The organism is Nostoc sp. JL33 (assembly GCF_017114985.1).
GTDB lineage: Bacteria > Cyanobacteriota > Cyanobacteriia > Cyanobacteriales > Nostocaceae > Nostoc.
On sequence record NZ_JABXKP010000064.1, the window covers coordinates 146,694 to 169,908 of the forward strand.

At 41.7% G+C, this 23,215-nt stretch carries 24 protein-coding genes; 12 read left to right on the forward strand and 12 right to left on the reverse strand.

The features are described 5' to 3' along the window. Nucleotides 1-9: 9 nt before the first annotated feature. Both HWQ23_RS17775 and HWQ23_RS17780 read right to left on the reverse strand, forming a co-directional pair. Entirely contained in the window at nt 10-1,242 is a 1,233-nt protein-coding gene (locus HWQ23_RS17775; RefSeq protein WP_292830491.1) for a sensor histidine kinase, read from the reverse strand. A 59-nt stretch (nt 1,243-1,301) separates the two neighbouring features. Beyond that, nucleotides 1,302-1,976, reverse strand: coding sequence for a response regulator transcription factor (locus tag HWQ23_RS17780; protein ID WP_292830788.1), 675 nt, complete (start codon nt 1,974-1,976; stop codon nt 1,302-1,304). Nucleotides 1,977-2,161: 185 nt separating this feature from the next. Between HWQ23_RS17780 and HWQ23_RS17785 the strand changes: the two genes are divergently transcribed. Then, nucleotides 2,162-3,874, forward strand: coding sequence for an alkaline phosphatase family protein (locus tag HWQ23_RS17785; protein ID WP_292830493.1), 1,713 nt, complete (start codon nt 2,162-2,164; stop codon nt 3,872-3,874). A 158-nt stretch (nt 3,875-4,032) separates the two neighbouring features. Here the strand turns inward: HWQ23_RS17785 and cofH are convergent, their stop codons facing one another. The 4 genes from cofH to HWQ23_RS17805 all read right to left on the reverse strand — a co-directional run bounded on the left by cofH (nt 4,033) and on the right by HWQ23_RS17805 (nt 5,940). Next, nucleotides 4,033-5,175 carry a 7,8-didemethyl-8-hydroxy-5-deazariboflavin synthase subunit CofH gene (cofH, locus tag HWQ23_RS17790; protein ID WP_292830495.1) on the reverse strand — a complete coding sequence of 381 codons (1,143 nt, stop codon included), beginning with the start codon at nt 5,173-5,175 and terminating at the stop codon, nt 4,033-4,035. A gap of 192 nt (nt 5,176-5,367) precedes the next feature. Next, the gene (locus HWQ23_RS17795; RefSeq protein ID WP_292830497.1) at nt 5,368-5,601 is read right to left on the reverse strand and encodes a hypothetical protein; all 234 of its coding nucleotides are present in this window, start codon (nt 5,599-5,601) and stop codon (nt 5,368-5,370) included. Nucleotides 5,602-5,695: 94 nt separating this feature from the next. Continuing rightward, nucleotides 5,696-5,821 carry a zinc ribbon domain-containing protein gene (locus HWQ23_RS17800; protein ID WP_292830499.1) on the reverse strand — a complete coding sequence of 42 codons (126 nt, stop codon included), beginning with the start codon at nt 5,819-5,821 and terminating at the stop codon, nt 5,696-5,698. Beyond that, entirely contained in the window at nt 5,818-5,940 is a 123-nt protein-coding gene (locus tag HWQ23_RS17805; protein WP_292830501.1) for a hypothetical protein, read from the reverse strand. The genes HWQ23_RS17800 and HWQ23_RS17805 overlap by 4 nt, the downstream gene beginning before the upstream one ends. Nucleotides 5,941-6,557: 617 nt before the next feature. Here HWQ23_RS17805 and HWQ23_RS17810 point away from each other — a divergent pair. From HWQ23_RS17810 to HWQ23_RS17840, 7 genes are all read left to right on the forward strand, one after another. Continuing rightward, nucleotides 6,558-6,749: a CbtB-domain containing protein gene (locus HWQ23_RS17810; protein WP_292830503.1), complete on the forward strand. Its 192-nt coding sequence runs from the start codon at nt 6,558-6,560 to the stop codon at nt 6,747-6,749. Nucleotides 6,750-6,788: 39 nt separating this feature from the next. Then, the gene (locus HWQ23_RS17815; RefSeq protein WP_292830505.1) at nt 6,789-8,009 is read left to right on the forward strand and encodes a hypothetical protein; all 1,221 of its coding nucleotides are present in this window, start codon (nt 6,789-6,791) and stop codon (nt 8,007-8,009) included. A gap of 175 nt (nt 8,010-8,184) precedes the next feature. Then, complete coding sequence (locus HWQ23_RS17820) at nt 8,185-8,667, forward strand: DUF1636 domain-containing protein (protein WP_334890115.1); 483 nt, start codon at nt 8,185-8,187, stop codon at nt 8,665-8,667. A gap of 334 nt (nt 8,668-9,001) precedes the next feature. After that, nucleotides 9,002-10,027, forward strand: a complete 1,026-nt coding sequence (locus HWQ23_RS17825; RefSeq protein ID WP_292830507.1) for a multicopper oxidase domain-containing protein — start codon at nt 9,002-9,004, stop codon at nt 10,025-10,027. A 314-nt stretch (nt 10,028-10,341) separates the two neighbouring features. Continuing rightward, entirely contained in the window at nt 10,342-11,379 is a 1,038-nt protein-coding gene (locus HWQ23_RS17830) for a ComEA family DNA-binding protein (RefSeq protein WP_292830509.1), read from the forward strand. Nucleotides 11,380-11,538: 159 nt separating this feature from the next. Further along, a complete protein-coding gene (locus HWQ23_RS17835; protein WP_292830511.1) occupies nt 11,539-11,973 on the forward strand; it encodes a ferritin-like domain-containing protein in 435 nt (144 codons plus the stop codon). Between the two features lie 167 nt (nt 11,974-12,140). After that, nucleotides 12,141-13,109: an FTR1 family iron permease gene (locus tag HWQ23_RS17840; protein WP_292830513.1), complete on the forward strand. Its 969-nt coding sequence runs from the start codon at nt 12,141-12,143 to the stop codon at nt 13,107-13,109. A 39-nt stretch (nt 13,110-13,148) separates the two neighbouring features. On the opposite strand, the gene HWQ23_RS17845 is transcribed toward HWQ23_RS17840, so the two are convergent. The 4 genes from HWQ23_RS17845 to HWQ23_RS17860 form a co-directional block, all read right to left on the reverse strand. Continuing rightward, on the reverse strand, nt 13,149-14,336 hold the full coding sequence (locus tag HWQ23_RS17845) for an RNA-guided endonuclease InsQ/TnpB family protein (RefSeq protein ID WP_292830791.1): 1,188 nt from the start codon (nt 14,334-14,336) through the stop codon (nt 13,149-13,151). A gap of 368 nt (nt 14,337-14,704) precedes the next feature. After that, a complete protein-coding gene (glcD, locus tag HWQ23_RS17850) occupies nt 14,705-16,177 on the reverse strand; it encodes a glycolate oxidase subunit GlcD (RefSeq protein ID WP_292830515.1) in 1,473 nt (490 codons plus the stop codon). A gap of 26 nt (nt 16,178-16,203) precedes the next feature. Next, nucleotides 16,204-16,581 (reverse strand): HEPN domain-containing protein, encoded by a 378-nt coding sequence (locus HWQ23_RS17855; RefSeq protein WP_292830517.1) that lies wholly within the window; start codon nt 16,579-16,581, stop codon nt 16,204-16,206. Next, nucleotides 16,571-16,933 carry a hypothetical protein gene (locus HWQ23_RS17860; protein WP_292830519.1) on the reverse strand — a complete coding sequence of 121 codons (363 nt, stop codon included), beginning with the start codon at nt 16,931-16,933 and terminating at the stop codon, nt 16,571-16,573. The genes HWQ23_RS17855 and HWQ23_RS17860 overlap by 11 nt, the downstream gene beginning before the upstream one ends. Before the next feature lie 260 nt (nt 16,934-17,193). On the opposite strand from HWQ23_RS17860, the gene vapB reads away from it, so the two are divergent. Both vapB and HWQ23_RS17870 read left to right on the forward strand, forming a co-directional pair. After that, nucleotides 17,194-17,430 carry a type II toxin-antitoxin system VapB family antitoxin gene (gene vapB / locus HWQ23_RS17865; RefSeq protein ID WP_292830521.1) on the forward strand — a complete coding sequence of 79 codons (237 nt, stop codon included), beginning with the start codon at nt 17,194-17,196 and terminating at the stop codon, nt 17,428-17,430. A gap of 80 nt (nt 17,431-17,510) precedes the next feature. Then, on the forward strand, nt 17,511-17,816 hold the full coding sequence (locus HWQ23_RS17870) for a type II toxin-antitoxin system VapC family toxin (RefSeq protein ID WP_365741889.1): 306 nt from the start codon (nt 17,511-17,513) through the stop codon (nt 17,814-17,816). Between the two features lie 95 nt (nt 17,817-17,911). On the opposite strand, the gene HWQ23_RS17875 is transcribed toward HWQ23_RS17870, so the two are convergent. Further along, on the reverse strand, nt 17,912-18,496 hold the full coding sequence (locus tag HWQ23_RS17875) for a nucleotidyltransferase domain-containing protein (protein ID WP_292830523.1): 585 nt from the start codon (nt 18,494-18,496) through the stop codon (nt 17,912-17,914). Between the two features lie 107 nt (nt 18,497-18,603). On the opposite strand from HWQ23_RS17875, the gene HWQ23_RS17880 reads away from it, so the two are divergent. Next, entirely contained in the window at nt 18,604-19,311 is a 708-nt protein-coding gene (locus HWQ23_RS17880; RefSeq protein WP_292830525.1) for a Uma2 family endonuclease, read from the forward strand. A gap of 55 nt (nt 19,312-19,366) precedes the next feature. Here HWQ23_RS17880 and miaA read toward each other — a convergent pair whose 3' ends face one another. Beyond that, on the reverse strand, nt 19,367-20,272 hold the full coding sequence (gene miaA / locus HWQ23_RS17885) for a tRNA (adenosine(37)-N6)-dimethylallyltransferase MiaA (protein ID WP_292830527.1): 906 nt from the start codon (nt 20,270-20,272) through the stop codon (nt 19,367-19,369). A gap of 197 nt (nt 20,273-20,469) precedes the next feature. On the opposite strand from miaA, the gene gyrB reads away from it, so the two are divergent. Beyond that, on the forward strand, nt 20,470-22,407 hold the full coding sequence (gene gyrB / locus HWQ23_RS17890; protein WP_292830529.1) for a DNA topoisomerase (ATP-hydrolyzing) subunit B: 1,938 nt from the start codon (nt 20,470-20,472) through the stop codon (nt 22,405-22,407). Nucleotides 22,408-23,215 lie beyond the last annotated feature (808 nt).

Genomic DNA, 23,215 nt, shown 5'->3' on the forward strand with positions numbered 1-23,215 from the left:
ACCTCATATTTAAGAGGATGGTAAGCATACTGTAAAACAACTACCAACGCCTAACTGACTTGTGACAGTAATCAATCCACGATGATTTTGAGCAATGGCTTGAGCGATCGCTAGCCCCAAACCAGAACCACCTTCCCAATAAGAACGAGACTGATCAGCCCGCCAAAAACGCTCAAAAACCTTATCGATATACTCTGGTGCAATTCCCACGCCTGTATCTTGCACGTTGACATAAAGATGGGAACCGACACGACTGGTTTTAATTTCAACTACGCCTCCTGATGGTGTGTAATAGAGGGCATTTTCAACTAAATTAGTAAACAGTCGCGTTAATTGAACGGAATCACCTATTAACTGAAGATTAGCAATTAATTGAAATTTCAAGTTAATTTGCTTGGCTTCAGCTTGAGGTTTATAAAGTAGCACTAAGTTCTCCAAAATTGACGTTAAATTGAGACTATCCCTATTCTGAGTGGGAACTTTATCAGTACGTGACAAGAAAAGTAAGTCTGCTGTGAGGCGAGTCATCTGGTTAGTAGCGCTGGCGATCGCCTGAAATTTTTCTATATCTTTTGGCCTTATTTTTTCTGGGTATTCTAGTGCCAAATCAGCATTAATTTTGATTGCCATTAATGGACTGCGTAGTTCGTGGGAAGCATCAGCAGTAAACTGTTTAAGCCTTTCAAAACTCTCCTCAATCGGTTGCATTGCTTGACGAGTTAGTAAAATTCCGCCAATACCACTAAGAACCAAAGTTATAATAATTCCGCCGCCTAATCCCCAGTCCAGTTTTTGCAGGGTTTCATCAAATTCTTCTAAAGATTGACTCACCCTCACATATCCAACTAGCTCACCATTATCGCTCTTGATAATTGGTATAGTCACTGCTCGAATAGGGATTTTGCCCCTCTGAACTTGTACCATCTTGTTTGGTAATAAAGGTAAAGTTAAAGCAGTTTGTCCTTGTTGGTTAATCAAATTTCCCTGAGTATCAAACCACTGTAATGTTTGATGATAAGCAATTAAGTCTTGTGGACGAAAGTCACTTTCAAGCGTCAGGCGACCTTTTTCAAACTCTACATTTGCAGCCGCACCTTTCCCTATGGCTGTGAGTTTATCTGTGATTTGTTCAGTCAGACTGCGAGTGAAAGCAAATCGGACTGCGATCGCAAATATTCCCAGCAGCGATGCAAACACCACTAAGTAAGACAACAATAAACGATATCTGATTCTTTTAAACACATGATTTATCAAAAATTAGCGGACAATTTGACTACTATTAATATTTTTATTAAATTATTCTACTTGTGTCCTAGACGATAACCAATGCCATAGATATTTTCAATCAATTCCTCTGAACTTCCATATACTCTAAGTTTATTCCGCAAATTTGTAATATGAGTTTTTATACTTCCTTCTCCCGAAGATTTATCAAAGTCCCACAGTTTATCAAGAATTATAGAACGAGTGACAACTTGATTTGGGTTTCTCAAAAAATATTCTAATATCATATATTCTTTAGGAGTTAATGATATGATATTTCCTCTATAAGTAACCTGTTGAGTTGCTGGGTCTAGTTGCAAATCACCGTGGATTAAAATCTGGGGACGAATATTTGGAGTTCTTCTAGCTAAAGCCCTGATGTGTGCTGCTAACTCTTTTAAGTCAAATGGCTTAACCAAGTAATCATCAGCGCCAGCATCAAGTCCGATAATTTTATCGCCTGTTGTATCTCGTGCCGTCAGCATTAAAATCAGAACATTAGATGAAGCATCACGTAAACGCTTACATAGAGTAATTCCATCTAATTTAGGAAGCATTAAATCTAATAAAATTAGCTCATATAATCCTGATTGCGACCATTCCCAAGCTTCCAACCCATCGGTTGTTATATCCACAATATGGTGTTGTCGTCTTAAAAACTCGGCTAATGGCTTCGCAATGCGATCGTCATCTTCAACTATCAAAATTCTCATCATCCTTCATATGTAAATTATTAGGGCTTGCGGTTAATTTTAAAGTTTTCATCATATATTCTTAACTTGAACTTAATTTAATTTAATTAATATTCGGATGATCAATCAAAATATGTGATAGCAATCAAGCTGATTCCTCAAAGAAAAATACATAGGATACGTTATCAACAAAGGAGATAAATAGGATGACTCGATTTTGCAATTTCCATTTACCTACTATTTTTAAAACAGTAATTTTTAGCACAACTATTTTAATAGGACAAACATTTTTACAATTTAATAACTCAGCAGCAACAGCAGCCAGCCTTTACCAACATGTGTTGCTCTTATCAGTAGATGGACTACATGATGCTGACATCGCTGATCCTTTACTTCAACCTTATTTATCGAATATTAAGAATTTGCAAGCAAATGGTGTTACTTACACTAACGCCTTTACCAGCATACCCTCCGATTCCTTTCCTGGTGAATTGAACTACCTAACAGGAGCAAGTCCGAAAACTACAGGGGTTTATTATGACAATTCATATAGTCGCTCATTATTAAGTAAACTAGGGAGTCCTGCCAGTACTGAAGTTCTCTTTGATGAAAGCATTGATAAAAACTCCAATCTTCTTAGTGGAGGAGGTGATTTTGGCAAAGGTAGCATTGATTCAAGTAAGTTGCCAGTAGATAGCATAGGAAAACCCATTTATCCTCATAACTACCTGAATGTAAATACAATTTTTGAGGTAGCCCACGATGCTGGGTTACACACTGCATTTATTGATAAACATCCTGCCTATGACCTTGCTAATGGGGTTTCAGGTAACGGGGTTGATGACTTTTATGCTCCAGAAATCAATGCTAAAGTTGCCTTAGAAAACGGCAAATTAGTTGATCAATCAACAGCCCAAGATCCTAGCAATCTCACATTTAAAACGACAACTAAAAGCACTAGTCTCACAGAGGCTTATGATGATCTGAAGGTAAATGCGCTTTTAAACCAAATTGCTGGTAAGGATTCTCAAGGAACCACGACTCCGGGAACTCCTGCTATTTTTGGCATGAACTTTCAAGCCCTCAGCGTCGCCCAGAAAGATGCTAGCAGCAATGGTGGAATTGCTGCTGATGGAACACTTTCAGGAGGATTCATTGATGCCTTAGAACATACAGACGCTAGTATCGGGAACATAGTTAATGCATTGAAACAACAAAATTTATTTGATTCAACATTAGTAGTTTTGACAGCAAAACATGGTCAAAGTCCCCGTGAAGGAACAGCTACCCTGATTTCCGAAAACACATTTACAGATATCTTAGAAAAAGCTGGGATTACCGTAAATCATGCAACACAAGATGATATTGGCTTATTTTGGCTTGCAGATCAAAGCCAAGCTGATACTGCGACAACTCTTTTAAAGAATCTCAATAATCCGGCGATTAATCAGGTGTTTTCTGGTGATGCACTACAACAAGCAGGCTTTGGCAATCCGTTGTCAGATGACCGTACACCAGATATAATTATCAAATTGAACCCTGGATATGTGATTTCAGATAGCACAAAAAGGGCTGAACATGGGGGTTTTTCGGATGACGATACTCATGTTGCATTGATTGCTGCTAGCGGAATTGTACCTTCTGGACTCAAAGCTACAATCCAAACGCAGACGGTAAAAACAACCCAAGTTGCTGTTACGGCTTTAGATGCGTTGGGGTTAGATCCTGAGTTATTACAGGGTGCTGTGAAGGAAGGTACTAAAAAACTACCAGGGTTAGGAATTTCTGATACCCGCTCAGTACCAGAGCCAGATACAAGTCTTGGCTTGTTATCTATTATGGGCTTGATGTTAAGTGTCTCTCTATGGAGACGACGCAAGCAGTTGTTAACAATTCAAAATTCAAAATTCACGCATTAAAGAGTTCTGAAGCCGACGCTGCGACTTTTCCCTGTGCCTCTGCGGTTTAAAAGTAATTTATTTAACCTTATTAGGCGCAGAGAACACAGAGTCAAGAGATTGAAGAGGAATTTTTTGACCAAAATTTTTACCCACCTTGAAAGGGCTACTCCTAACTCCTAACTCCTAACTTTTTGATAAAGAGTATCCCGTTGTTGGTAAGGTCTTCCTAAAGAAGCGATCGCAGCTTGCAAGGTTTCCACTTCCATACACGTACCACCCAAAGCACCTGCCATTGTGGTAATATGTTCTTCCATTAATGTGCCGCCGATATCGTTGCAACCCCAAACTAAGGCTTCGGTTGCACCAGCAAGCCCCAATTTTACCCAACTCTGCTGATGGTTGGGAATCCAATTACCTAAGTAAATTCGCGCCACAGCCCCTAGCAGCAGGGCATCACTCAAAACTGGTTGATCGCGTCCGACACGACGACGTAAGGATTTGGGCGCTTCTTGTCCAACGAAGGGTAATAAAATAAACTCTGTGATGTTTGCTGGATATCCCTGATTGATGGCAGTTTGTTGGAGCGATCGCAATTTTTCTAAATGCCCGATTTGCTGTTCCTGGGTTTCAATATGCCCAGATAACATGGTACTAGTCGTATACAAGCCTAATTTGTGAGCAGTGCTGACAATTTCTAGCCAAGTGGCTGTGTCAATCTTCTCTGGACACAGTATTCGCCTAACTTCATCGTCTAACACTTCAGATGCTGTTCCCGGCATTGAACCAACACCAGCATCGCGCAAAGCAATAATCACATCAGCATATTCAAGTCCGTCAAGTCTGGCGATAAATTGTACTTCCTGGGGAGAGAAAGCATGTAAATGTATCTGAGGAAATTCCTGTTTGATGGTTTCCACTACCTTGAGATAGTAGGGCAAAGATTTGCCATTTATCTGCGCTTGTGGATTTAATCCCCCCTGCATACAGATTTCCGTCGCACCCCGGCGTACCGCATCTGTTGCTTTTTCCAATATTTGCGCCGAATCTAACCAGTATGCACCGACATCACCATCATCTCGACGGAAAGCACAAAAACTACAGTGCTGCTCACAAATATTAGTAAAGTTAATATTACGATTAATTACGTATGTAACCGTATCGCCGGCTTGAGTGTGGCGGAGTGTGTCGGATGTAGTACGTATTGCAGCGATCGCCTCCGCGTCAGTTTGTTGTAACAATACCACTCCCTCTTCGGGAGATAAGTCATATCCCATCAAGGCACGATCAAGAATTTTTTCAACAGCAATTTTTGTCAGCATTACTTTCTTAATTTCTCAGCAAACAAATATTAATTTTATATAACCCATTAACAAAAAAAATAGTGTGGTTTTACCACAACTATTTTTTTTAATGCACATCTTTGTATTAACTGGAATCCTTATTGACATACTCCCCGGCGTGTTCGCCCTTGGCGTTGCCGAAGGCTACGCACGGGGATTCTAATTCATGGTTCACAGAAATCCGCTTGCTATATCAGGAGAGACGCGATTAATCGCGTCTGTACGATCAATAGTATTGGTGGTTTTCTCCCCATGCTTTCCATCTTTCGATGCAGATTCTTCTTGCCCAGAAGTACTGTTGTCTTGGAAAAGTCCTCCACTTAGGGAAACCCCATCGCTTTTAGCGTCTCCCCTTGGGAGAAGACCGGATTTTTCGCTTTGCCACTCCATCCCTAACATTTTCATTCCCTTTTTAAGGATATTACAGCAGTTTTCATGTATTTGAACCACATCCGTCGTAGGGGCACAGCACTGCTGTGCCCCTACCCGCGTGGTCTATTTACCTGAAAATAGCTGTAATCGCAGCATTTGTATCTCTGCAAATTTCTATCCCGCAGCTAGAACATGAGTGAGTTCTGGTACTAAGTGACTTTTTTACTCTATGTCCACAATGGCTACTGTTCATTTACCTTGTTCGTCGGGAATACCTTTGTAGTCAAAGACTGTTAAATTATGTTCTGTGGCGATCGCTTTCACCTGCAACAGTACATCTTTGACAGGTTGTCCGGTTGTGGCATCTTTCACCCGTAGTAATACTTGCAGTTTTCTGCAATCGTGAAATATGAGACGGAGTACTTATTTTTGACCTTGCATAATTAATTTCAGTATACCGAAAAGTTCTGCGTTAGCAAAGCTCACCGTACCACTTCCCTGCGGGACGCTACGCGAACGTGGAAGCAAGCTACGCGTAGCGTTCCGTTCGCGCAGCCTCTCGTAGAGAAGGAAAGGTATCGCTTTGTGATAGATAGCTACAGATACAATTATTGTACAAAAAACCATATTCTAAGATACATTTTTGAGAAATTTGTAGAGAAATCAAAGATAAGTAAAACTAATAAGTTAGCCAAAAAGGTAAGGGTAACTCTCCCCCCGTCCGTGAGGAGCAAGTGACACGACTAGTCACACTTATGACATAAGATTGCAATGCCTCTGTCATTTAGATAGGTTTTACTAAACCTTACGTCAGTGTTAATATAGGTAATCTTCATGAATGAAAACGAAATAGCTGGCTCAGTATGCTAGTACGGCTCATACAGAGTCTTATTCATCTGTTTTCAGTGATTTACTGCTGACTGCTCCCTGTAGAAGTCAGAATGCCTACCGAATCAATCATTAATATCGTTTTATCTGCGAGGTACAAAATGACGGTTCAATCTTCTAGTTCAGTCCAGCAACAAGTCGCCCGTCGGGTACTATCAGTGCCTGTACAATCAGCGCTCTATATCGCACTGTGTTCTTTGACACTGTGGACAATTTATTTCACTACATACCCCGCTATCCATGACACGACTCATACTCTGCGTCACCACACACTGATGGTGAGTTGTCATTAATTAGATTGAGTCAATGATTAGCAGGAGGAGAGAAATAAAATGACAAAACTTAAGTGGTCTAAGCTGATCGGTGCGATTTGCATGATGGGAATCATCCTGTATGGTTGGATCGGACTTGGACAATCCCCTCAACCATTGGTGCGGCTAACAACCAATCCACCGATTAATCAGGTTCAACCCCTTGAGGCTGAAGCCACCACAGTTTTGGGATCGGGGCACTACAATCCGCCAGTGCAGCTGATGCTGCAAGCCGTAGATGCTCAAGGGCAATCTTTAAAGGATGCCAAAATCCACTTGCAATTGTTCACCCCTCCTAAAAACCCCTGGTTCACAACAGATTTTCCGATCGTCGAGGGGACAAAGTTGCTGGACATTGAGGGCAATGCACCAACAGGTCAGTTGCAGGTTCAACAAACCCTGCCGATCCGCGGAACGTATCAACTCCAGGTAGCAGTTACTCCGCTTGTTGCCAATGCATTTGAGCCGATTCAGCAAAAGCTGACGCTGACGCTGCCTGAAAATTCCTTAAAGTTCCGCTACTTTGGCATCCTGGTTGTGATTTTGCTGGCAGTTGGACTACTAGGAGGTTGGGTGATTGGGGGCAGACAAGCGATTCAACCGGGAGAAATTGCCCCGCAACAGGTACGATTGTTATTAAGTGGATTGATTGTGGTAGCGATCGCTGCACTCCTCTGGGTCAATATCAGCGCTGAACTTGCCGAATCGCACCATATGTCGATGTCGATGCCAGGTATGGGAGAAGAAGTTCCACCCTCTGGTAAGCCCGCTAAATTGCAGTCTCAAGGACTTTATATGCAACTATCGGGTGACGAGAGTGCAACGGTGGGTCAACCTGCCAGATTGCAGGTTAGCGTCAGTGATACCAAAACCAGCCAACCCGTGACAGATGTAGTATTGAAGGTAACAACCACCCAACTCGAAAATAATTGGGTGGCGTTTGCTTATGAAGGTACTCCAGACAGCAACGGAAAATTAGCGTGGGAGCAGGAATTCTTTGACGGTGCCCCCCATAGCGTTGTAGTCGAGGTTGCGCCGCAAGCAAACACAAAAGAGCAATTTCAGCCATTCCAAGTTGCAGAGAATATTCCAGTCGAAGGTGTCGCTCCGCCGATGCATGTCCGGTTGATTTCGCTAACTTACTTTACCGGAGTTGTGGTAATTGGTTTGCTGCTGGGACTGTGGCTACGACAACGGCAGACTCCGCATACTGGGATGACTTGGAAGCGTAGTGTTTCCTAAGTCAGTATCAACTAGCGTTATTGCTATGTCATTCGGTTGTAAATACATTTGCCCTTAGTTTGTTCGCCCAATCACCGCACAGGCTGATTGCCTAAAATCCATGTCGGATACCATTGAGTGTTCGACATGGATTTTTATAGACACAGTATCAGAAATTGAACCCTGCAATTTATCTATGAATCATCAACACATTATATTCGTCTGCACTAGCTGTAGAAGTAGTCATCAGACAAAAGAGTATGTTGCTAAAAGCGGCGGTGAATTGCTGCTAGAGAAATTACAAACCCTATATCATAACTGGGTGTTGCAAGACGAGTTCTCGATTCAACCCGTTGAATGCATGGGTGTTTGTGACCAGGCTTGTGCAATTGCTTTCGTCTCTCCTAACAAACACACCTACTTATTCGGCGATCTGCCTGCTGATGCTGAATGTGTAGAGAAGACAGCAACTGCCGTACTTGACTGTGCTAGTCAGTATCACACCAAGTCAGATGGTTTGCTCCCCTACGCCAAGCGCCCGGAACTGCTCAGAGCCGGAGCGATCGCACGGATTCCACCGATGCCGCCGTGTCAGTCGCTTCGCTCCAAGTCAAAAGTCAAAAGTACCAACCCCATAAATAAATTCAGGGGCTTGTACCTTTTTCTTTTTGGTCAATAGACTTGAATTCTTTGGAGTTGGATTTAAATAAAGCACTTCCAAACTTAACTTCTTTATACTTTTTATTTAAGTAAAAATACTATTGAAAACAGAAAAATTGCCTAGAGTTTTGCAAGACAGCTAATCACGGTAAAATCCCACAACCAAGAACGAAAAAGGAATACCCGACCCCCTATTTTCAAGACAGATTATAGCTCGACCTGAATCTAATAACTTCAGTAGCAGTTTTGAAGCACTCTAAAATTATTGACAATAATTATTAATTCCCCTAAAATTCAAAAGCAATTGAAAATTTTTTGCAATTCTTTTTTGCCGCTAACCGTAACTAAATGTCATGCCCAACAACTTCGCTCTAGGTAACAGAAAACCTTGGAGCCGCCGTCAATTATTGCAGCTGGGACTAGCAGGTGCTGGAGTGACTGGTGCAGCTGCACTTTGGCAAATGCTAAATCTACAAAGTCAGTCAATCGTCAAAGTGCCACCACTCGGTATGGAAGCACCAGACGACGTTAATAACCCGATGAAGATGTTAAGGGATTTTGATTATGGGACGGTGAAGCAAGAAAATGGGCGGACTATCCGGGAATTCCAGTTAACTGCGGGTACTTCCATAATAAAACTCAATAGTGCTGTCTCTTACAACATCTGGGATTTAAACGGTCGCATACCAGGGCCAACGCTACGGGCAAAAGAAGGCGATCGCATCCGGGTACTATTTCTCAACAACGCGGGACATTCTCACTCTTTGCATTTTCATGGCGTTCATCCGGCAGAAATGGATGGTGTTCGCCCAATCAGGAATGGTAGTGCGACAATTTATGAATTTGATGCTGAACCATATGGTGTTCACTTATACCACTGCCATATTGAACCAGTCACCCGTCACATTGCCAAGGGGCTGTACGGAATGTTTATCATCGATCCACCTACTCCGCGTCCCCCGGCTGATGAGATTGTACTAGTGATGGGTGGCTATGACGTCAATGATGATAGCCATAATGATTATTACGCCTTCAACGGTCTGCCCCATTACTATATGCATGATCCGATTCGCATTTACAAAGATCAGTTGATTCGGCTGTATGTCCTCAACATCATTGAATACGATCCGGCAGTGACGTTTCACCTCCACGCCAACTTCTTTGATGTCTATCGCTATGGCATGAGTATGAAGAAGAGTGAGAAAACTGATGTGATTACGATGGGCGTAGCAGAAAGGCACATTTTGGAATTTGCTTTTCGCTACCCAGGTAAGTATATGTTCCATCCCCATCAGGATGCGATCGCAGAAAACGGTTGCATGGGTCAATTTGAAGTACTTGCTGAGAGCAACTCTCAAAAGCCTGTGAAAAATTCTTAACTAGATAATTAGTAATTTGTAATTAATTCCTAAAAGTATTAGAGCAACTAGTTGATAAAAAATATCATTATATGCGAAAGTAAAGTCTACGACAATGTGTCAAACAAACTAACTTCTAGAACACCAATTCAGTAATCCTGGAAGAACCTCCCCCCCAACCCCTCCACCTTGGCGTCAGCCTGCCGTTAGGGAGTTTGGCTCCCCCAACGCTAGTAGGGAAGGGGGCTGGGGGGTTAGGTTTCTGATTACTGATGTAGTAATAGATTGAAATGTTTGTTTCAATTAATACCTTTTTAGTTGTGCGAGGAACAAAGATGATAAAAGTTCGTTATATCTTTTTAACAGCAGCAGCAGCCTTAATAGTTACCTTGAGTTCTTGTAGTGGTACACCAACCGCAGAAAATCCATCAGCACCAGTTGCTAGCCCTCAAGCTACAGAGGCAGTAAGTAATAACAGTCATAGTGGTCACGGTGGCAAAGAAAAAATTAATATTAACACTGCTATATTGTCAGAATTGGATAAGTTTGAAGCCAAGCTAGGTGTTCCGGCTTTATCCAATAAAATCCAGGCAAATCGTCCCTATGGCAGTCCAGAAGATTTAGTTACTAAAAAAGTAATTACTCAAGAGCAGTTCGGGCAAATTAAAGACCAGGTTGGTGTTCAAGAAGTGGTACTTACAGGTGAGGCCAAAGATGTTGACTATATGTCTAAATTAGGCTTAATGAAAGGGCATCTTTTAGTAGCAAAAGAACTCCTGGATCAGAATCAGCCGAAACAGGCAGAACCTCATATTGGACATCCAGTTGAGGAGATTTACGTTGATGTAGAAGATCAACTTAATGAGCGTAAAGTCAAAGAATTTAAGACAACATTGGTGAGTTTGCAAGATTTGGTGAAATCTAGTCCGAAGGATAGCAAAGTTAAAACTAATTTTGCCTCTTCAGTGCAAGCAGTTGATTCCGCGATCGCAGCTTTGCCAGCAGATCAACGTTCCAAACCAGGATTTGTGCTACAGGTAATTAACGAATTGCTAGATTCAGCTAACTCCGAATATGGCGCTGCGATCGCAGATGGTAAAGTAACCGCCCCAATTGAGTATCAAGACTCCCGTGGTTTTGTCTTTTACGCCAATGATTTATACAAAGGAATTTCTAGTCAAATAGCTCAAGCAGATCCCGAAGCACACAAAGCGATCGACACTAGTTTCGCTGAACTCATAAAAGTTTGGCCCGCCGCCATTCCACCAGCGAAAGCAGTCAAAACACCTAATGATGTTACCAAGCTGGTGAAAACCATTGAGGAAAACTCTCAAAAAGTGGTTGACAAATCCAGTACCCAAGCACAGCTATAACACTTTAATTTAATGGGAAGCATAGGGTAAGGAGTTTAAAATGAGGAAATCGTTAGGAGTTATGAATTAGGAATTACGAATTACAAACTTCTAACTCCTAACTTCCAACTCCTAACTCCTAACTCATGACGTTCCATTCGTTACTTGAACTAACAACTGATGCAAGAACTTGATCACAAAAAGACGATTGACCTGCTGAACGCCATCATGGAGTTTGAACTAGCAGGGGTAGTGCGCTATACACATTATTCTTTGATGGTGACTGGCCCTAACCGTATTCCAATCGTGGCTTTTTTCAAAGCACAGGCAACTGAGTCTTTACTTCATGCCGAACAAGTGGGAGAAATTCTCACCGGTTTAGATGGGCATCCCTCCTTGAAAATTGCCCCAATGGAAGAAACCTACCAGCATAAAGTCAAGGATATTTTGGCAGAAAGCTTATCCCATGAAAAAAAGGCATTGGAACTGTATAAAACTCTGCTCGAAACTGTCACCAATGCCAGCATTTATCTGGAAGAATTCGCTCGCGGCATGATTGGGCAAGAAGAGATGCATAATCTCGAATTGAAAAAGATGCTACGCGATTTTGGTTAATAGTCATTAGCCCTTAGACATCTGGTAAAACAAAATGTAGAGATGTAGCAGTGCTACATCTCTACAAAAGTTATGGATAACACATATTTAATTTTTACCAGATGTCTATTAATTATTCACTAGGGACTAATGACAAAGGAGAAAAGACAAAGGATAAAAGATAAAAGATGAATTTTAGTACTGCTCTACCTACTTTTGTAATAACACTCCGAGAAGGAGTGGAAGCTGCCCTTGTTGTTGGTATTGTGCTAGCTTTGCTCCAAAAAGCTAAACAATCTCGACTCAACTCTTGGGTATATGCTGGTGTCGGCGTTGGCATTGTCCTCAGTGCCTTAATAGGTGTGTTATTCAGTTGGCTAATTCAAGTACTGGGAGCAGTTAATCCTCAATACACCTCCGTAGTTGAGCCAGGGCTAGAAGGTGTGTTTAGTCTGTTAGCGATCGCCATGCTCAGTTGGATGCTAATCTGGATGACTAAACAAGCCAGATTTATGAAAGCTACAGTTGAGGGAGCAGTAACAGAAGCGCTGACACAAAACTCAAATGCTGGTTGGGGTGTTTTTACTTTAATTTTAATTGCCGTTGTCCGCGAAGGCTTTGAAACTGTTCTGTTCGTTGCGGCTAATTTTCAACAGGGATTAATGCCAGCGTTGGGTGCTATTGCTGGTTTAGTGGCCGCATCTGCAATTGGGGTGCTGCTATTTAAATGGGGTGTCAAAATTAACATCCGCCAGTTCTTCCAGGTAATGGGCGTTTTATTAGTGCTGATTGTGGCTGGGCTGGTAGTTTCAGCCTTGAAACATTTTGATGAGGCTGTGGCTAATCTTGCCCTTAGCAGCCGTGCTACAGAAAGCTTTTGTTTCTATTACGAACGTTTTACAAAAGTCCATTCCTGTATTTTGGGGCCAATGGTTTCAAATACTTCCACAATCTTGCCTGACGAACAGTTTCCTGGCATTATCCTCAAATCTTTATTTGGTTATAGAGACAACCTCTATCTTGTGCAAGCAGTGGGATATGTAACCTTTTTACTCACGATTGGAGGACTATATTTCCGCAGCCTTGGAGGTGCTTCTCCTGAAGGTAAAAAAAATATCCCCTTTGCTCAAAAACCAATTAATTCTGCAAAGGAGTGACGTACCTACACTTCCTGAGTACAGGTAAGTGTAGGCTTCTCAGAGACTCCTCATTGAGGACATAATTTGAGCTTTTAGATCGTGCGTCCCACGATTCTTTATGTTTATTGCCGCGTTCAGATCCCTACACAAACTGACCTTACAATTAGGACAATTATGTATTCTTTGAGCTAGCGGCTTCTTTACTTTTTGACCACAACTAGAACATTCCTGACTAGTGCCGTTTGGATTTACAGCTATTACTTTCAAACCAGCGTTCTCGGCTTTGTTTGAAAGTATGCTTGTGAACTGTCCCCATCCGGCATCATTTATACTTTTAGCCAATCGTGTTTTAGCAAGTCCTTTAATATTTAATTTTTCTAGTGCGATAACATCATATTTTTTGAGTAAATTATTAGCCGTTTTGAAGTGAAAATCCTTTCTAGTATCAGCAACTTTTTTGTGTTGCGTAGCTAGTTTTTTAATCGCTTTCTTACGACGGTTAGAGCCTTTCTTCTTACGAGAGACACGGCGTTGTGCTGATTTTAACCTGCGTTCCGCTTTACGTAAAAACTTAGGCGCTGCTATTCTTTCATTATCTGAAGTGACAATGAAATCAATCAAGCCAACATCAATACCAACAATATTATCAGCGTCAAAATCAGGTTTAGTAGTTGGGACTGTTTTATCATCTAGACTTAGAGTTACATAGTAGCCATCAGCTTTTTTGGTGACAGACACGGTTTTTATATCAAATCCATCAGGTATCTGGCGATGAACGATTACTTCAATTGTCCCAATCTTTGAGAGAGTAATTTTGTTGAAGACAAAATGTTCTCTCTTGAATTGGGGATAAGTAAAAGTCTTGTAACTTCCTTTCCGTTTGAATCTAGGCTTACCGCTACGCTTGCCATTAGTGTCACCTTTTAGCCAGTGGTCAAATGCCAAATCAACTTTTTTAGGTACTTCTTGCAATACCTGAGAATGAATCTCTTTGTACCACGGACGGTCTTTTTTAAGTTGGGTCAGCGTTGCTTGCTGACTAAATCTATTAGGCTTGTGCTTTAGTTCTGGGATATGGCAAACCAAAATGGAACACCTATCAATAGAACAACGATTTTGCTCATACCAATCAAACCGTTGAGCAAGTTGATAATTATATTGATAACGTAGCATTTCTAATGTTTTGTCCATAATTTCAGCTTGTTTTTTAGTTGGTTTTAAGCGGTATTGATAGGATATTCTCATTTTGATTACGGGCTTATCTCCACACCCCACTTGAAATTTTGGCCTCACCGAATAGCCCGTCGTAGACATCGCTTCACTTGAAGTTGTCAAACAATTTTGGATTTTAGATTTTAGATTTTAGATTGAAGAAAAGAAAAGAGCAATCAAGTCACTTGCTCTGTCATTTAATTTTAGATTTTGGATTAAAGAATTGTTCTACGAATAAATTCGCTTGTTCTGTAACCCTTTTTAAATAATGGAACGCAAGAATCTTCTCTTCTTAGGCAACGCCCAACAATTCCATTTTCCAAAATTTAAAATCTAAAATTCGGTCACCAATAGTCTCTGACTGGGAACGAGAGGAACTGCAAATGCACCTTTGCGGAAAATTAAAATCTTTCCACACCTTCAAATTGCTTGAGTGCCGATGCATTTGCTGCTTCTCCACAAGTTCGTGGTGTGGGGAATATCTTTTCAGGATTTGCTAACCCTTTAGGATTAAAAACTTGCCGCACCCATTGCATAGTTTCTAAATCAACTTGGCTAAACATCTGTGGCATATAGCACTTTTTCTCTGCACCGATACCATGTTCGCCAGAAATACTACCACCGACTTGGACACATAGTTTGAGAATTTTTCCACCCATTTCTTCTACTTGCTCTAATGCTCCAGACACAGAATTATCATAAAGAATTAGCGGATGAAGATTGCCATCGCCAGCGTGAAATACATTAGCAACACGATAACCATATTGTTTACTTAATGCCTCAATCTCGTGCAGAACATAAGGCAACTGAGTACGAGGAATTACACCGTCTTGTACATAATAATCTGGGCTTAAATGTCCAGCCGCAGCAAAAGCCGCTTTGCGTCCTTTCCATAATTTCAATCGGGTTTCTGGGTCAGTAGCGGAAGTGACATTACGCGCACCATTTTTTTTACAAATTTCCGTAATTCGCTGCTTATTACCTGCAACTTCCACTTCTAAACCGTCAATTTCTATTAGTAAAATAGCAGTAGCATCGCGGGGGTAACAATTAGTTGCTACAACATCTTCAACTGCATTGATACTGAAGTTATCCATCATTTCCATACCACCAGGAATAATTCCGGCGCTGATGATATCAGAAACAGTTGCCCCAGCAGCTTCAATACTAGTAAAATCTGCCAACAGCACACAAATTGATTCTGGACTTTTGAGAATTCGCAAAGTAATTTCTGTGGCAATTCCTAAAGTGCCTTCAGAACCAACAAACACACCTGTTAAGTCATAACCAGGCATCTCTGGGATTTGTCCACCTAAATCGACAATTTCCCCTTCTGGCGTGACAATTTTTAATCCTAAAACGTGGTTAGTAGTAACACCGTATTTGAGACAATGTACGCCACCAGAATTTTCGGCAATGTTGCCCCCAATAGAGCAGATAATTTGACTGGAGGGGTCAGGAGCGTAGTAAAATCCAGCACCACTGACGGCTTGTGTTACCCAACTATTAATTACGCCTGGTTGAACAATTGCCCGTTGATTTTCCAAATCAATGCTGAGGATTTGCCGCATTAAGGAAGTGACAATCAAAACAGAGTCTATCACTGGTAACGCGCCGCCAGATAGACCAGTACCAGAACCTCGTGCTATGAAGGGTATAGAATATTGGTTGCATATCTTCACAATTTGGGCAACTTGTTCTGTAGTTCTAGGTAACACCACCACAGCCGGACGTTGGCGATAGCCGGTTAAACCGTCGCATTCGTAGGTAATAAGTTCTTCGCGGCGTTGCACCACACCATTTTTACCAAGGACAGCCTCGAATGCTTTGATAATGGGTTTCCAGTTGAGTTGTTTTTTCTCTTGGGTAAGCATAGTTTTTTAAAGTTAAAGGTAGATGTTTACAGGTTGCTTAAAATTGAAATTACTTCCTCAGATAAATCTAAAGCTATTATTGTAGTGCCAGCCAATCCAGGAAATTTATCAACATAATCTGCTTGATTGCGAGCATATCGCAATCGTTTCAAGTTATTGGCAATTAATTGACGTTGTGGGTGAGGATTAAGCTTGAATTGCTCCCAAACATATCTGTGAGCATCACTTATTTTCGGAATTGATATTCCTTCTTGATCACGCAAATAGTTTCGCGCCAAGATAAAAGCTGCATAGTATGCTCGACTGATAGCATCACGCAGTTTAGCTTCCTGATTTGCAGGAGTAGTTGGTTGATCGGTGAGTTCTTTGGCTAGATTAAGATATTGTGACCAATCAAAACTCATCTAGGTATTCGAGAGTGGTAAAAAATTGCTGATGCACCTGGTGTGAAAGACTTCTTGACCAATTCTCGTCAAACTGATGGAGCCTTGCAACTGCTTCATGGGGGTCAAGCTTCATCAAAATAGATAGTATCAACTGCACCCAATCAATACTTTCTCGATCTGGAACAACTTCCAGAAATAGCTGAGAGTCAGGGAAGTAGTGGCGAATTTTCTCAGGTGCTTCTAGCAGCACGGGAATGAGAAACGGATGTTTATCCAGAAATTCTAAAACTTCGGTGTGCTCTCGGAAGGTGTATAACTGCTCAAGGGTTTCGATATCGGCGGGAGAAATGCTAACTGCGGTGTCTGTCATGGCATTTTACAGGCTGCTGTTGATGGCTGTGTTTACTATTGTTGCAAGAATAGCAGCTAAGGGGGGAGTAAAAGGCGATGTCTGGCGACAAGCCGCTCTGCGTCTACGCATTTGATGTAAAAGAAGTGCGATCGCCTGATTTGAGTACGAAGGTGCTATGTCTCTTAACAAGTGCATTGAATGATCCTACAATCTAATATTCTGTTAATTGTAGGGTTAAAGTAAATATAAAGTCAGACATTTAACAGGATGAGGCTAAAATGACTTACCAAGTTTTAGATTCCACCTCAAAATTAATTACCAAGCTGCAAACCCTAGCACCAGAACAGCAACAACAGGTGCTAGATTTTGTGGAATTTCTAGCACAAAAATATGCTCTACCCCAACAATCACCCCAGAAACGGGTACTAGGTTTAAACCAAGGTAAGATTTGGATAAGTGATGATTTTAATGACCCTTTACCTGATGAGTTTTGGTTAGGTGAAAGTAAGGGATGAAACTATTATTAGACACTCACGTAATTATTTGGTCAGCAGGAAACCCAGAAAAACTATCTTAGAGAGTTAGAAACTTATTAATTGATACTAACAATTTTTGGGTAGTTAGCATGGCTAGTGTTTGGGAATTACAAATAAAATCTCAGCTTGGTAAACTAAATTTAAGCTCGTCGCTTCCTAATTTCATGGAAACTCAACAGCAAGTGAATAATCTACAACTATTACCCATTGAATTGACTCATATCTATGCTTTAGAAGCTTTGCCAAGCCATCACCGCGACCCTTTTGACCGAATTTTAATCGCTCAGGCAATAGTTGAAAAGATGCCTTTGTTAAGTATAGATGTTGTCTTTGATGCATATCCAGTTCAAAGGATGTGGGAGTAAAAATACATATTTGATAGGCTGGGTGGATGGAAGGCGATCGCACTCATATTCAGCAATAATTTGGATGGGTTGAGAGGAGGCGATCGCACTCATCTTCAGCTAGCATGAATTTCTGCAAGCCAATGATGTCCGGGGTGACACAGTGTTATTGCTTGCTTAAGCCAAACTTGACGTTCTTCATCAAGTAACCTGCATACACGATAAAAATCATCTTCGTCCTTAGACCTGGGATTCTTGGCTTTGTATAAGAGTACAATTTCTGGAGCAAGGAACGGTACATTAATATCAGAACGTAACCGAATCATTGATAATGGACGTGCAATATCAAGATTCCTACGAAACCTCCACTCCCTCTGTGAAGACTCATCCAAGAGAATCTCTAGTTCCGAGAATAAGGTATTTTTAGCATGAGCATGAATTTCATGTATCGGTAACTCTAGCCATTCATCTTCATTCCAAGGCTCCATTTTTCCATTAACAACCTTGCTAAATTCCCAGCCAAATAAATATTCTCGCAGGCTGCTCTGATCTTGCCTAAATATTGCGATTTCTATATCTTTATGTACCCTAGTTATATCTCCTATAAAAAGGTCTATCGCCCATCCGCCTGCTACAAACCAGGGTTGTCTGAAATCATTTAGTAGCCCAGAAAGCTTCACAAGTTCTGAAAAAGATTCCATTGATGACTACTCCTGAGAATTTTTCAGTATTAAATATTGAGTGAATGCACCCTTCCATCCGTAATCAACTAACCTAGAAATAACGCTCTTAAATACTGGATAAAGTCATGGTTCAGCAAGTTCTAATCAATGATGATGATTACTATGTGCCAGATGCCAACCAGCTAGTCACTGAAGATGATACACCTGTGGACAATTTTGCCTCTGAAAAACAACAACGCCTTTTGGTTGGCTCTCTTTACAGTTCTATACAGCAGCAGACTTTTTTAGCAGCAGCTAATGTCGGAATTTACCATACAGACGGTCAACCGGCAATTGTACCCGACGTTTTTCTCAGCTTCGATGTGCAAGTACCTGAAAATTGGTGGGAAAAACAAAATCGTTGTTATATGGTTTGGCGTTTTGGCAAACCTCCAGAAGTCGTCCTCGAAATTGTCTCTAATAAAGAAGGTGATGAACTGGGCAAAAAGCTGCAAATTTATGAACATATGCGGGCTAGTTACTACATCGTATATGACCCAAATCAGCAATTAGGAGAAAAAGTCCTGCGCGTTTATGAACTTAGGGGAACACGCTACTTTGAAACTTCAGAAATTTGGTTAGAACAAGTTGGTTTAGGCGTAACTTTGTGGGAAGGCAAATTTGAAGATAGACAGGATACTTGGTTACGCTGGTGCTACCAAGATGGTACTGTTTTGCTGACTGGGGATGAACGCGCCGAACAGGAACGACAACGCGCCGAACAAGCAGAACAACGTACCCAATTACTAGCAGATAGGCTACGGGCTATGGGCGTAGATCCCGACAATCTGTAGAACACTCACTGTAAAGGCGCAAAGTTTTTTGCGTCTTTGCATGAGTTTATAATTCTCACGAACTTGTGCAACTTATAAACTCATTTATCCGATGCCAAACCTTCTCTAATAAATTAGGATCATCTGAATCAAACCATTCAATTTGTGGATATGATCGAAACCAAGTGCGTTGTCGCTTGGCAAATTGTCGCGTATGCAAAATTGTTAATTCTTTCGCTTCATCTAAGGAAATATCCCCAGCCAAATATTGCTTGATTTCTTGATAGCCCAAAGTATTCAACAAAGACAAATCAGCGCCATATTTTTGACAAAGATACTCCACTTCCGCAACCAAACCATCTGCTATCATTTGCTCAGTACGCTGTTCAATACGAGCAAGCAACTTTTCAACATCGCAATCTAAACCAATTTGCAAAATCGGATAATTCGGCGGATTCTCCCCTTGCTGTTGTGAAATGGGAGATCCAGTAACATAATATACTTCTAACGCTCTTAAAGTCCGCACTAAATCATTGCCATGAATTTTTTGTACTGCAACGGGGTCAACTTGTTGTAACATTGCATAGAGTTGTGGTTGACCGAGAGATTCAAGCTGCGATCGCAATTCTTTATGCGGTGCAACGCGAGGAATTTTCATCCCTTGAACAATCGAACGGATATATAAACCAGTGCCACCAACTAGTAACAGTGGCGTAACACCAACAGAAGCAATTAAGGCTTGTGTTTGTTCCTGGTAGTCTGCTAGTGTGATCATCTCTGTTGGATCGCAGATATCTATTAAATAGTGCCGCACCAATTTTTGTTCAGCCACAGTTGGTTTCGCCGTCCCAATATCAAACTCACGGTAAACTTGACGAGAATCAGCACTGAGAATTACAGAACCCAACCGCATCGCCAAAACCAAAGCCAAACCCGACTTACCTGTTGCTGTCGCCCCACAAATCACAATTAATTTAGTCATTAGTCATTAGTCATTAGTCATTAAGCTATTCTGCCCCTGCTCCCCATGCCCCTCTAGCACGGGACTGCAACCCCTGTATAAACTTCTCTTGAAAATGCCCTACAGACGCCAGCAAGGCTTTTGTGTTACAATTTTGGAGTGTTTTTACTTTTAATTGCCTTTTGGCGACTTCAACCCCACGCATCAGGAGAGTTTACATGACGAGCAGTTACAGTGCCGATCAGATTCAAGTTCTGGAAGGTCTGGAAGCCGTCCGCAAAAGACCAGGAATGTACATCGGTACCACTGGGCCGCGAGGACTCCACCATTTAGTTTACGAGGTGGTGGACAATTCAGTTGATGAGGCTTTGGCGGGTTATTGCACTCATATAGAAGTGGATATCAACGCTGATGGTTCTGTGACTGTAACAGATGATGGTCGCGGTATTCCTATCGATACTCACTCGCGTACCGGGAAATCGGCTTTGGAAACCGTGATGACGGTACTGCACGCTGGTGGTAAGTTTGGCGGCGGTGGCTACAAAGTTTCTGGAGGATTGCACGGGGTTGGTATTTCTGTTGTTAATGCCCTATCTGAAGTTGTAGAAGTTACAGTTTGGCGAGATAAAAAAGTTCATATCCAGCGCTATGAACGCGGTATCCCAGTTACTGAACTGCAAGTCAAGCCTTACAAAGAAGCTAGAACCGGAACTTCTGTTACTTTTAAGCCAGATACCCAAATATTCACTAATAGCATTGAGTTTGACTACATCACTTTGTCAGGTCGCCTACGGGAATTGGCGTATCTGAATGCAGGTGTCAAAATTACCTTTACTGACCACCGTCTGGAACTGCTAAAAAGCGATACACCCAAGGTAGAATCCTACGAGTACAGGGGTGGTATTAAAGAATATATCGCCTACATGAACCGTGAAAAGCAGCCACTGCATGAAGAAATTATCTATGTGCAGGGAGAACGGAACAACGTAATAGTGGAAGTTTCCTTGCAGTGGTGTACTGATGCTTACACGGATAATGTACTAGGTTTTGCCAACAATATTCGCACGGTGGATGGTGGTACTCACTTAGAAGGCTTGAAGGCAGTTCTGACTCGGACATTAAATGCGATCGCTCGCAAGCGCAATAAAATTAAAGAGAATGAACCTAACCTCAGTGGCGAACACGTCCGCGAAGGTTTGACTGCTGTTATTTCCGTTAAAGTCCCAGATCCAGAATTTGAAGGACAAACCAAAACCAAACTCGGTAATACTGAAGTGCGGGGAATTGTCGATTCTTTGGTAGGAGAAGTCCTCACCGAGTACCTAGAATTTCATCCGGCGATCGCAGACTCAATTTTAGATAAAGCCATCCAAGCTTTCAAAGCCGCAGAAGCAGCCCGTCATGCGCGAGAATTAGTTCGGCGCAAATCGGTGTTGGAATCTTCGCCATTACCTGGTAAATTGGCAGATTGTAGTTCTCGTGACCCCAGCGAATCTGAGATATTCATCGTCGAAGGCGATTCAGCCGGTGGGAGTGCAAAACAAGGACGCGATCGCCGCACTCAAGCGATCTTGCCTCTACGTGGTAAAATTCTCAACATTGAAAAAACCGACGATGCCAAAATCTATAAAAATAACGAAGTTCAATCGTTAATTACAGCACTTGGTTTAGGTGTTAAAGGTGATGAATTCGATTCTAACCAACTGCGCTATCACCGGATAGTGATTATGACGGACGCTGACGTAGATGGAGCGCACATCCGTACTTTGTTGTTAACATTCTTTTATCGATATCAGCGAGCGCTCATCGAACAAGGCTTTATTTATATCGCTTGTCCCCCACTATTTAAAGTAGAACGGGGACGTAATCATGAGTACTGCTATAGCGATCGCGAAAAAAATCAAGCAATCGCCAAATTTCCTGCTAACGCCAACTACACCATCCAACGCTTCAAAGGTTTGGGTGAAATGATGCCACAACAACTCTGGGACACCACCATGAACCCAGAAACCCGCAAAATGAAGCAAGTCGAAATTGAGGACGCCGCCGAAGCCGATCGCATCTTCACAATTTTAATGGGCGATCGCGTCGCACCCAGACGAGAATTCATCGAAACCTATGGTTCTAAACTCAACTTCACCGATCTAGATATCTAATCTCAGTTCCCTAACACTACTTCAATAATTTGTGACATTGGTAATGGGTGATACGTTTTCACCCATTACCTTTTTTATAGTTTCTCCATCCCGATCTAATCTATAACAATCCTAATATCATGTCCGGCTAGACACTTGTCATTGCTAGCGTTGGCGCAGCCCAAGAAGAGAAGCAATCCCAAATCGCAAGCAAATTGCTTATCTTCTCTACGAGATGCTGTTCGCGTTGCACTTCGTTCCGTACCCTAGACCTCTTGCAAAAGTGCCTAACACCCCACCCCCAACCCCTCCCCGCAAGCGGGGAGGGGAGACAAAGCGTAGCTTTGGCGGGGTGGGGTTCTTATTTTTGATTTATGCAAGAGGTCTCCTTCTCCTGGCAAAGACGCTACGCCAACGAATTCTCCAAACGAGTACGCAATGACATATCACAACTAATTTACCGGACATGATATAACATCTCGTTTCCAGCCAAAGGCTGGAAATGCCGATCATTGCGGCTCTCCCCATTGGGCATTAAGAGCCAGAGACTTCTTTTCGAGGCAATCTCTAAATACTGCTTCTAGACTAACTTTCACCTTAAGTTGACACCAATGAGCTTTTTCTGTGCCCCTACCGCGTGGTCTATTTAAGACGAAAATAGCTGTAAAAAAATTTAGGTTTACTTAGTTACCACACAAATGGTAGGTCAGTGCTACATAACTACAAAAATTCTCAATTTTTCAGTTAACAAATAACCATATAATTTACTTATTGTCAATATTTTACAAAAATTCAATGTTCTAGTGTTAGCAAAACTACCAACTTTATT

Bases quoted from the DNA above. Each gene is read 5' to 3' on its own strand.
- HWQ23_RS17780 (WP_292830788.1), bottom strand. From the start codon at position 1,976: ATGAGAATTTTGATAGTTGAAGATGACGATCGCATTGCGAAGCCATTA.
- HWQ23_RS17785 (WP_292830493.1), top strand. From the start codon at position 2,162: ATGACTCGATTTTGCAATTTCCATTTACCTACTATTTTTAAAACAGTA.
- cofH (WP_292830495.1), bottom strand. From the start codon at position 5,175: ATGCTGACAAAAATTGCTGTTGAAAAAATTCTTGATCGTGCCTTGATG.
- HWQ23_RS17795 (WP_292830497.1), bottom strand. From the start codon at position 5,601: ATGAAAATGTTAGGGATGGAGTGGCAAAGCGAAAAATCCGGTCTTCTC.
- HWQ23_RS17800 (WP_292830499.1), bottom strand. From the start codon at position 5,821: ATGAACAGTAGCCATTGTGGACATAGAGTAAAAAAGTCACTTAGTACC.
- HWQ23_RS17810 (WP_292830503.1), top strand. From the start codon at position 6,558: ATGACGGTTCAATCTTCTAGTTCAGTCCAGCAACAAGTCGCCCGTCGG.
- HWQ23_RS17815 (WP_292830505.1), top strand. From the start codon at position 6,789: ATGACAAAACTTAAGTGGTCTAAGCTGATCGGTGCGATTTGCATGATG.
- HWQ23_RS17820 (WP_334890115.1), top strand. From the start codon at position 8,185: ATGAATCATCAACACATTATATTCGTCTGCACTAGCTGTAGAAGTAGT.
- HWQ23_RS17825 (WP_292830507.1), top strand. From the start codon at position 9,002: ATGCCCAACAACTTCGCTCTAGGTAACAGAAAACCTTGGAGCCGCCGT.
- HWQ23_RS17830 (WP_292830509.1), top strand. From the start codon at position 10,342: ATGATAAAAGTTCGTTATATCTTTTTAACAGCAGCAGCAGCCTTAATA.
- HWQ23_RS17835 (WP_292830511.1), top strand. From the start codon at position 11,539: ATGCAAGAACTTGATCACAAAAAGACGATTGACCTGCTGAACGCCATC.
- HWQ23_RS17840 (WP_292830513.1), top strand. From the start codon at position 12,141: ATGAATTTTAGTACTGCTCTACCTACTTTTGTAATAACACTCCGAGAA.
- HWQ23_RS17845 (WP_292830791.1), bottom strand. From the start codon at position 14,336: ATGAGAATATCCTATCAATACCGCTTAAAACCAACTAAAAAACAAGCT.
- glcD (WP_292830515.1), bottom strand. From the start codon at position 16,177: ATGCTTACCCAAGAGAAAAAACAACTCAACTGGAAACCCATTATCAAA.
- HWQ23_RS17855 (WP_292830517.1), bottom strand. From the start codon at position 16,581: ATGAGTTTTGATTGGTCACAATATCTTAATCTAGCCAAAGAACTCACC.
- HWQ23_RS17860 (WP_292830519.1), bottom strand. From the start codon at position 16,933: ATGACAGACACCGCAGTTAGCATTTCTCCCGCCGATATCGAAACCCTT.
- vapB (WP_292830521.1), top strand. From the start codon at position 17,194: ATGACTTACCAAGTTTTAGATTCCACCTCAAAATTAATTACCAAGCTG.
- HWQ23_RS17875 (WP_292830523.1), bottom strand. From the start codon at position 18,496: ATGGAATCTTTTTCAGAACTTGTGAAGCTTTCTGGGCTACTAAATGAT.
- HWQ23_RS17880 (WP_292830525.1), top strand. From the start codon at position 18,604: ATGGTTCAGCAAGTTCTAATCAATGATGATGATTACTATGTGCCAGAT.
- miaA (WP_292830527.1), bottom strand. From the start codon at position 20,272: ATGACTAAATTAATTGTGATTTGTGGGGCGACAGCAACAGGTAAGTCG.
- gyrB (WP_292830529.1), top strand. From the start codon at position 20,470: ATGACGAGCAGTTACAGTGCCGATCAGATTCAAGTTCTGGAAGGTCTG.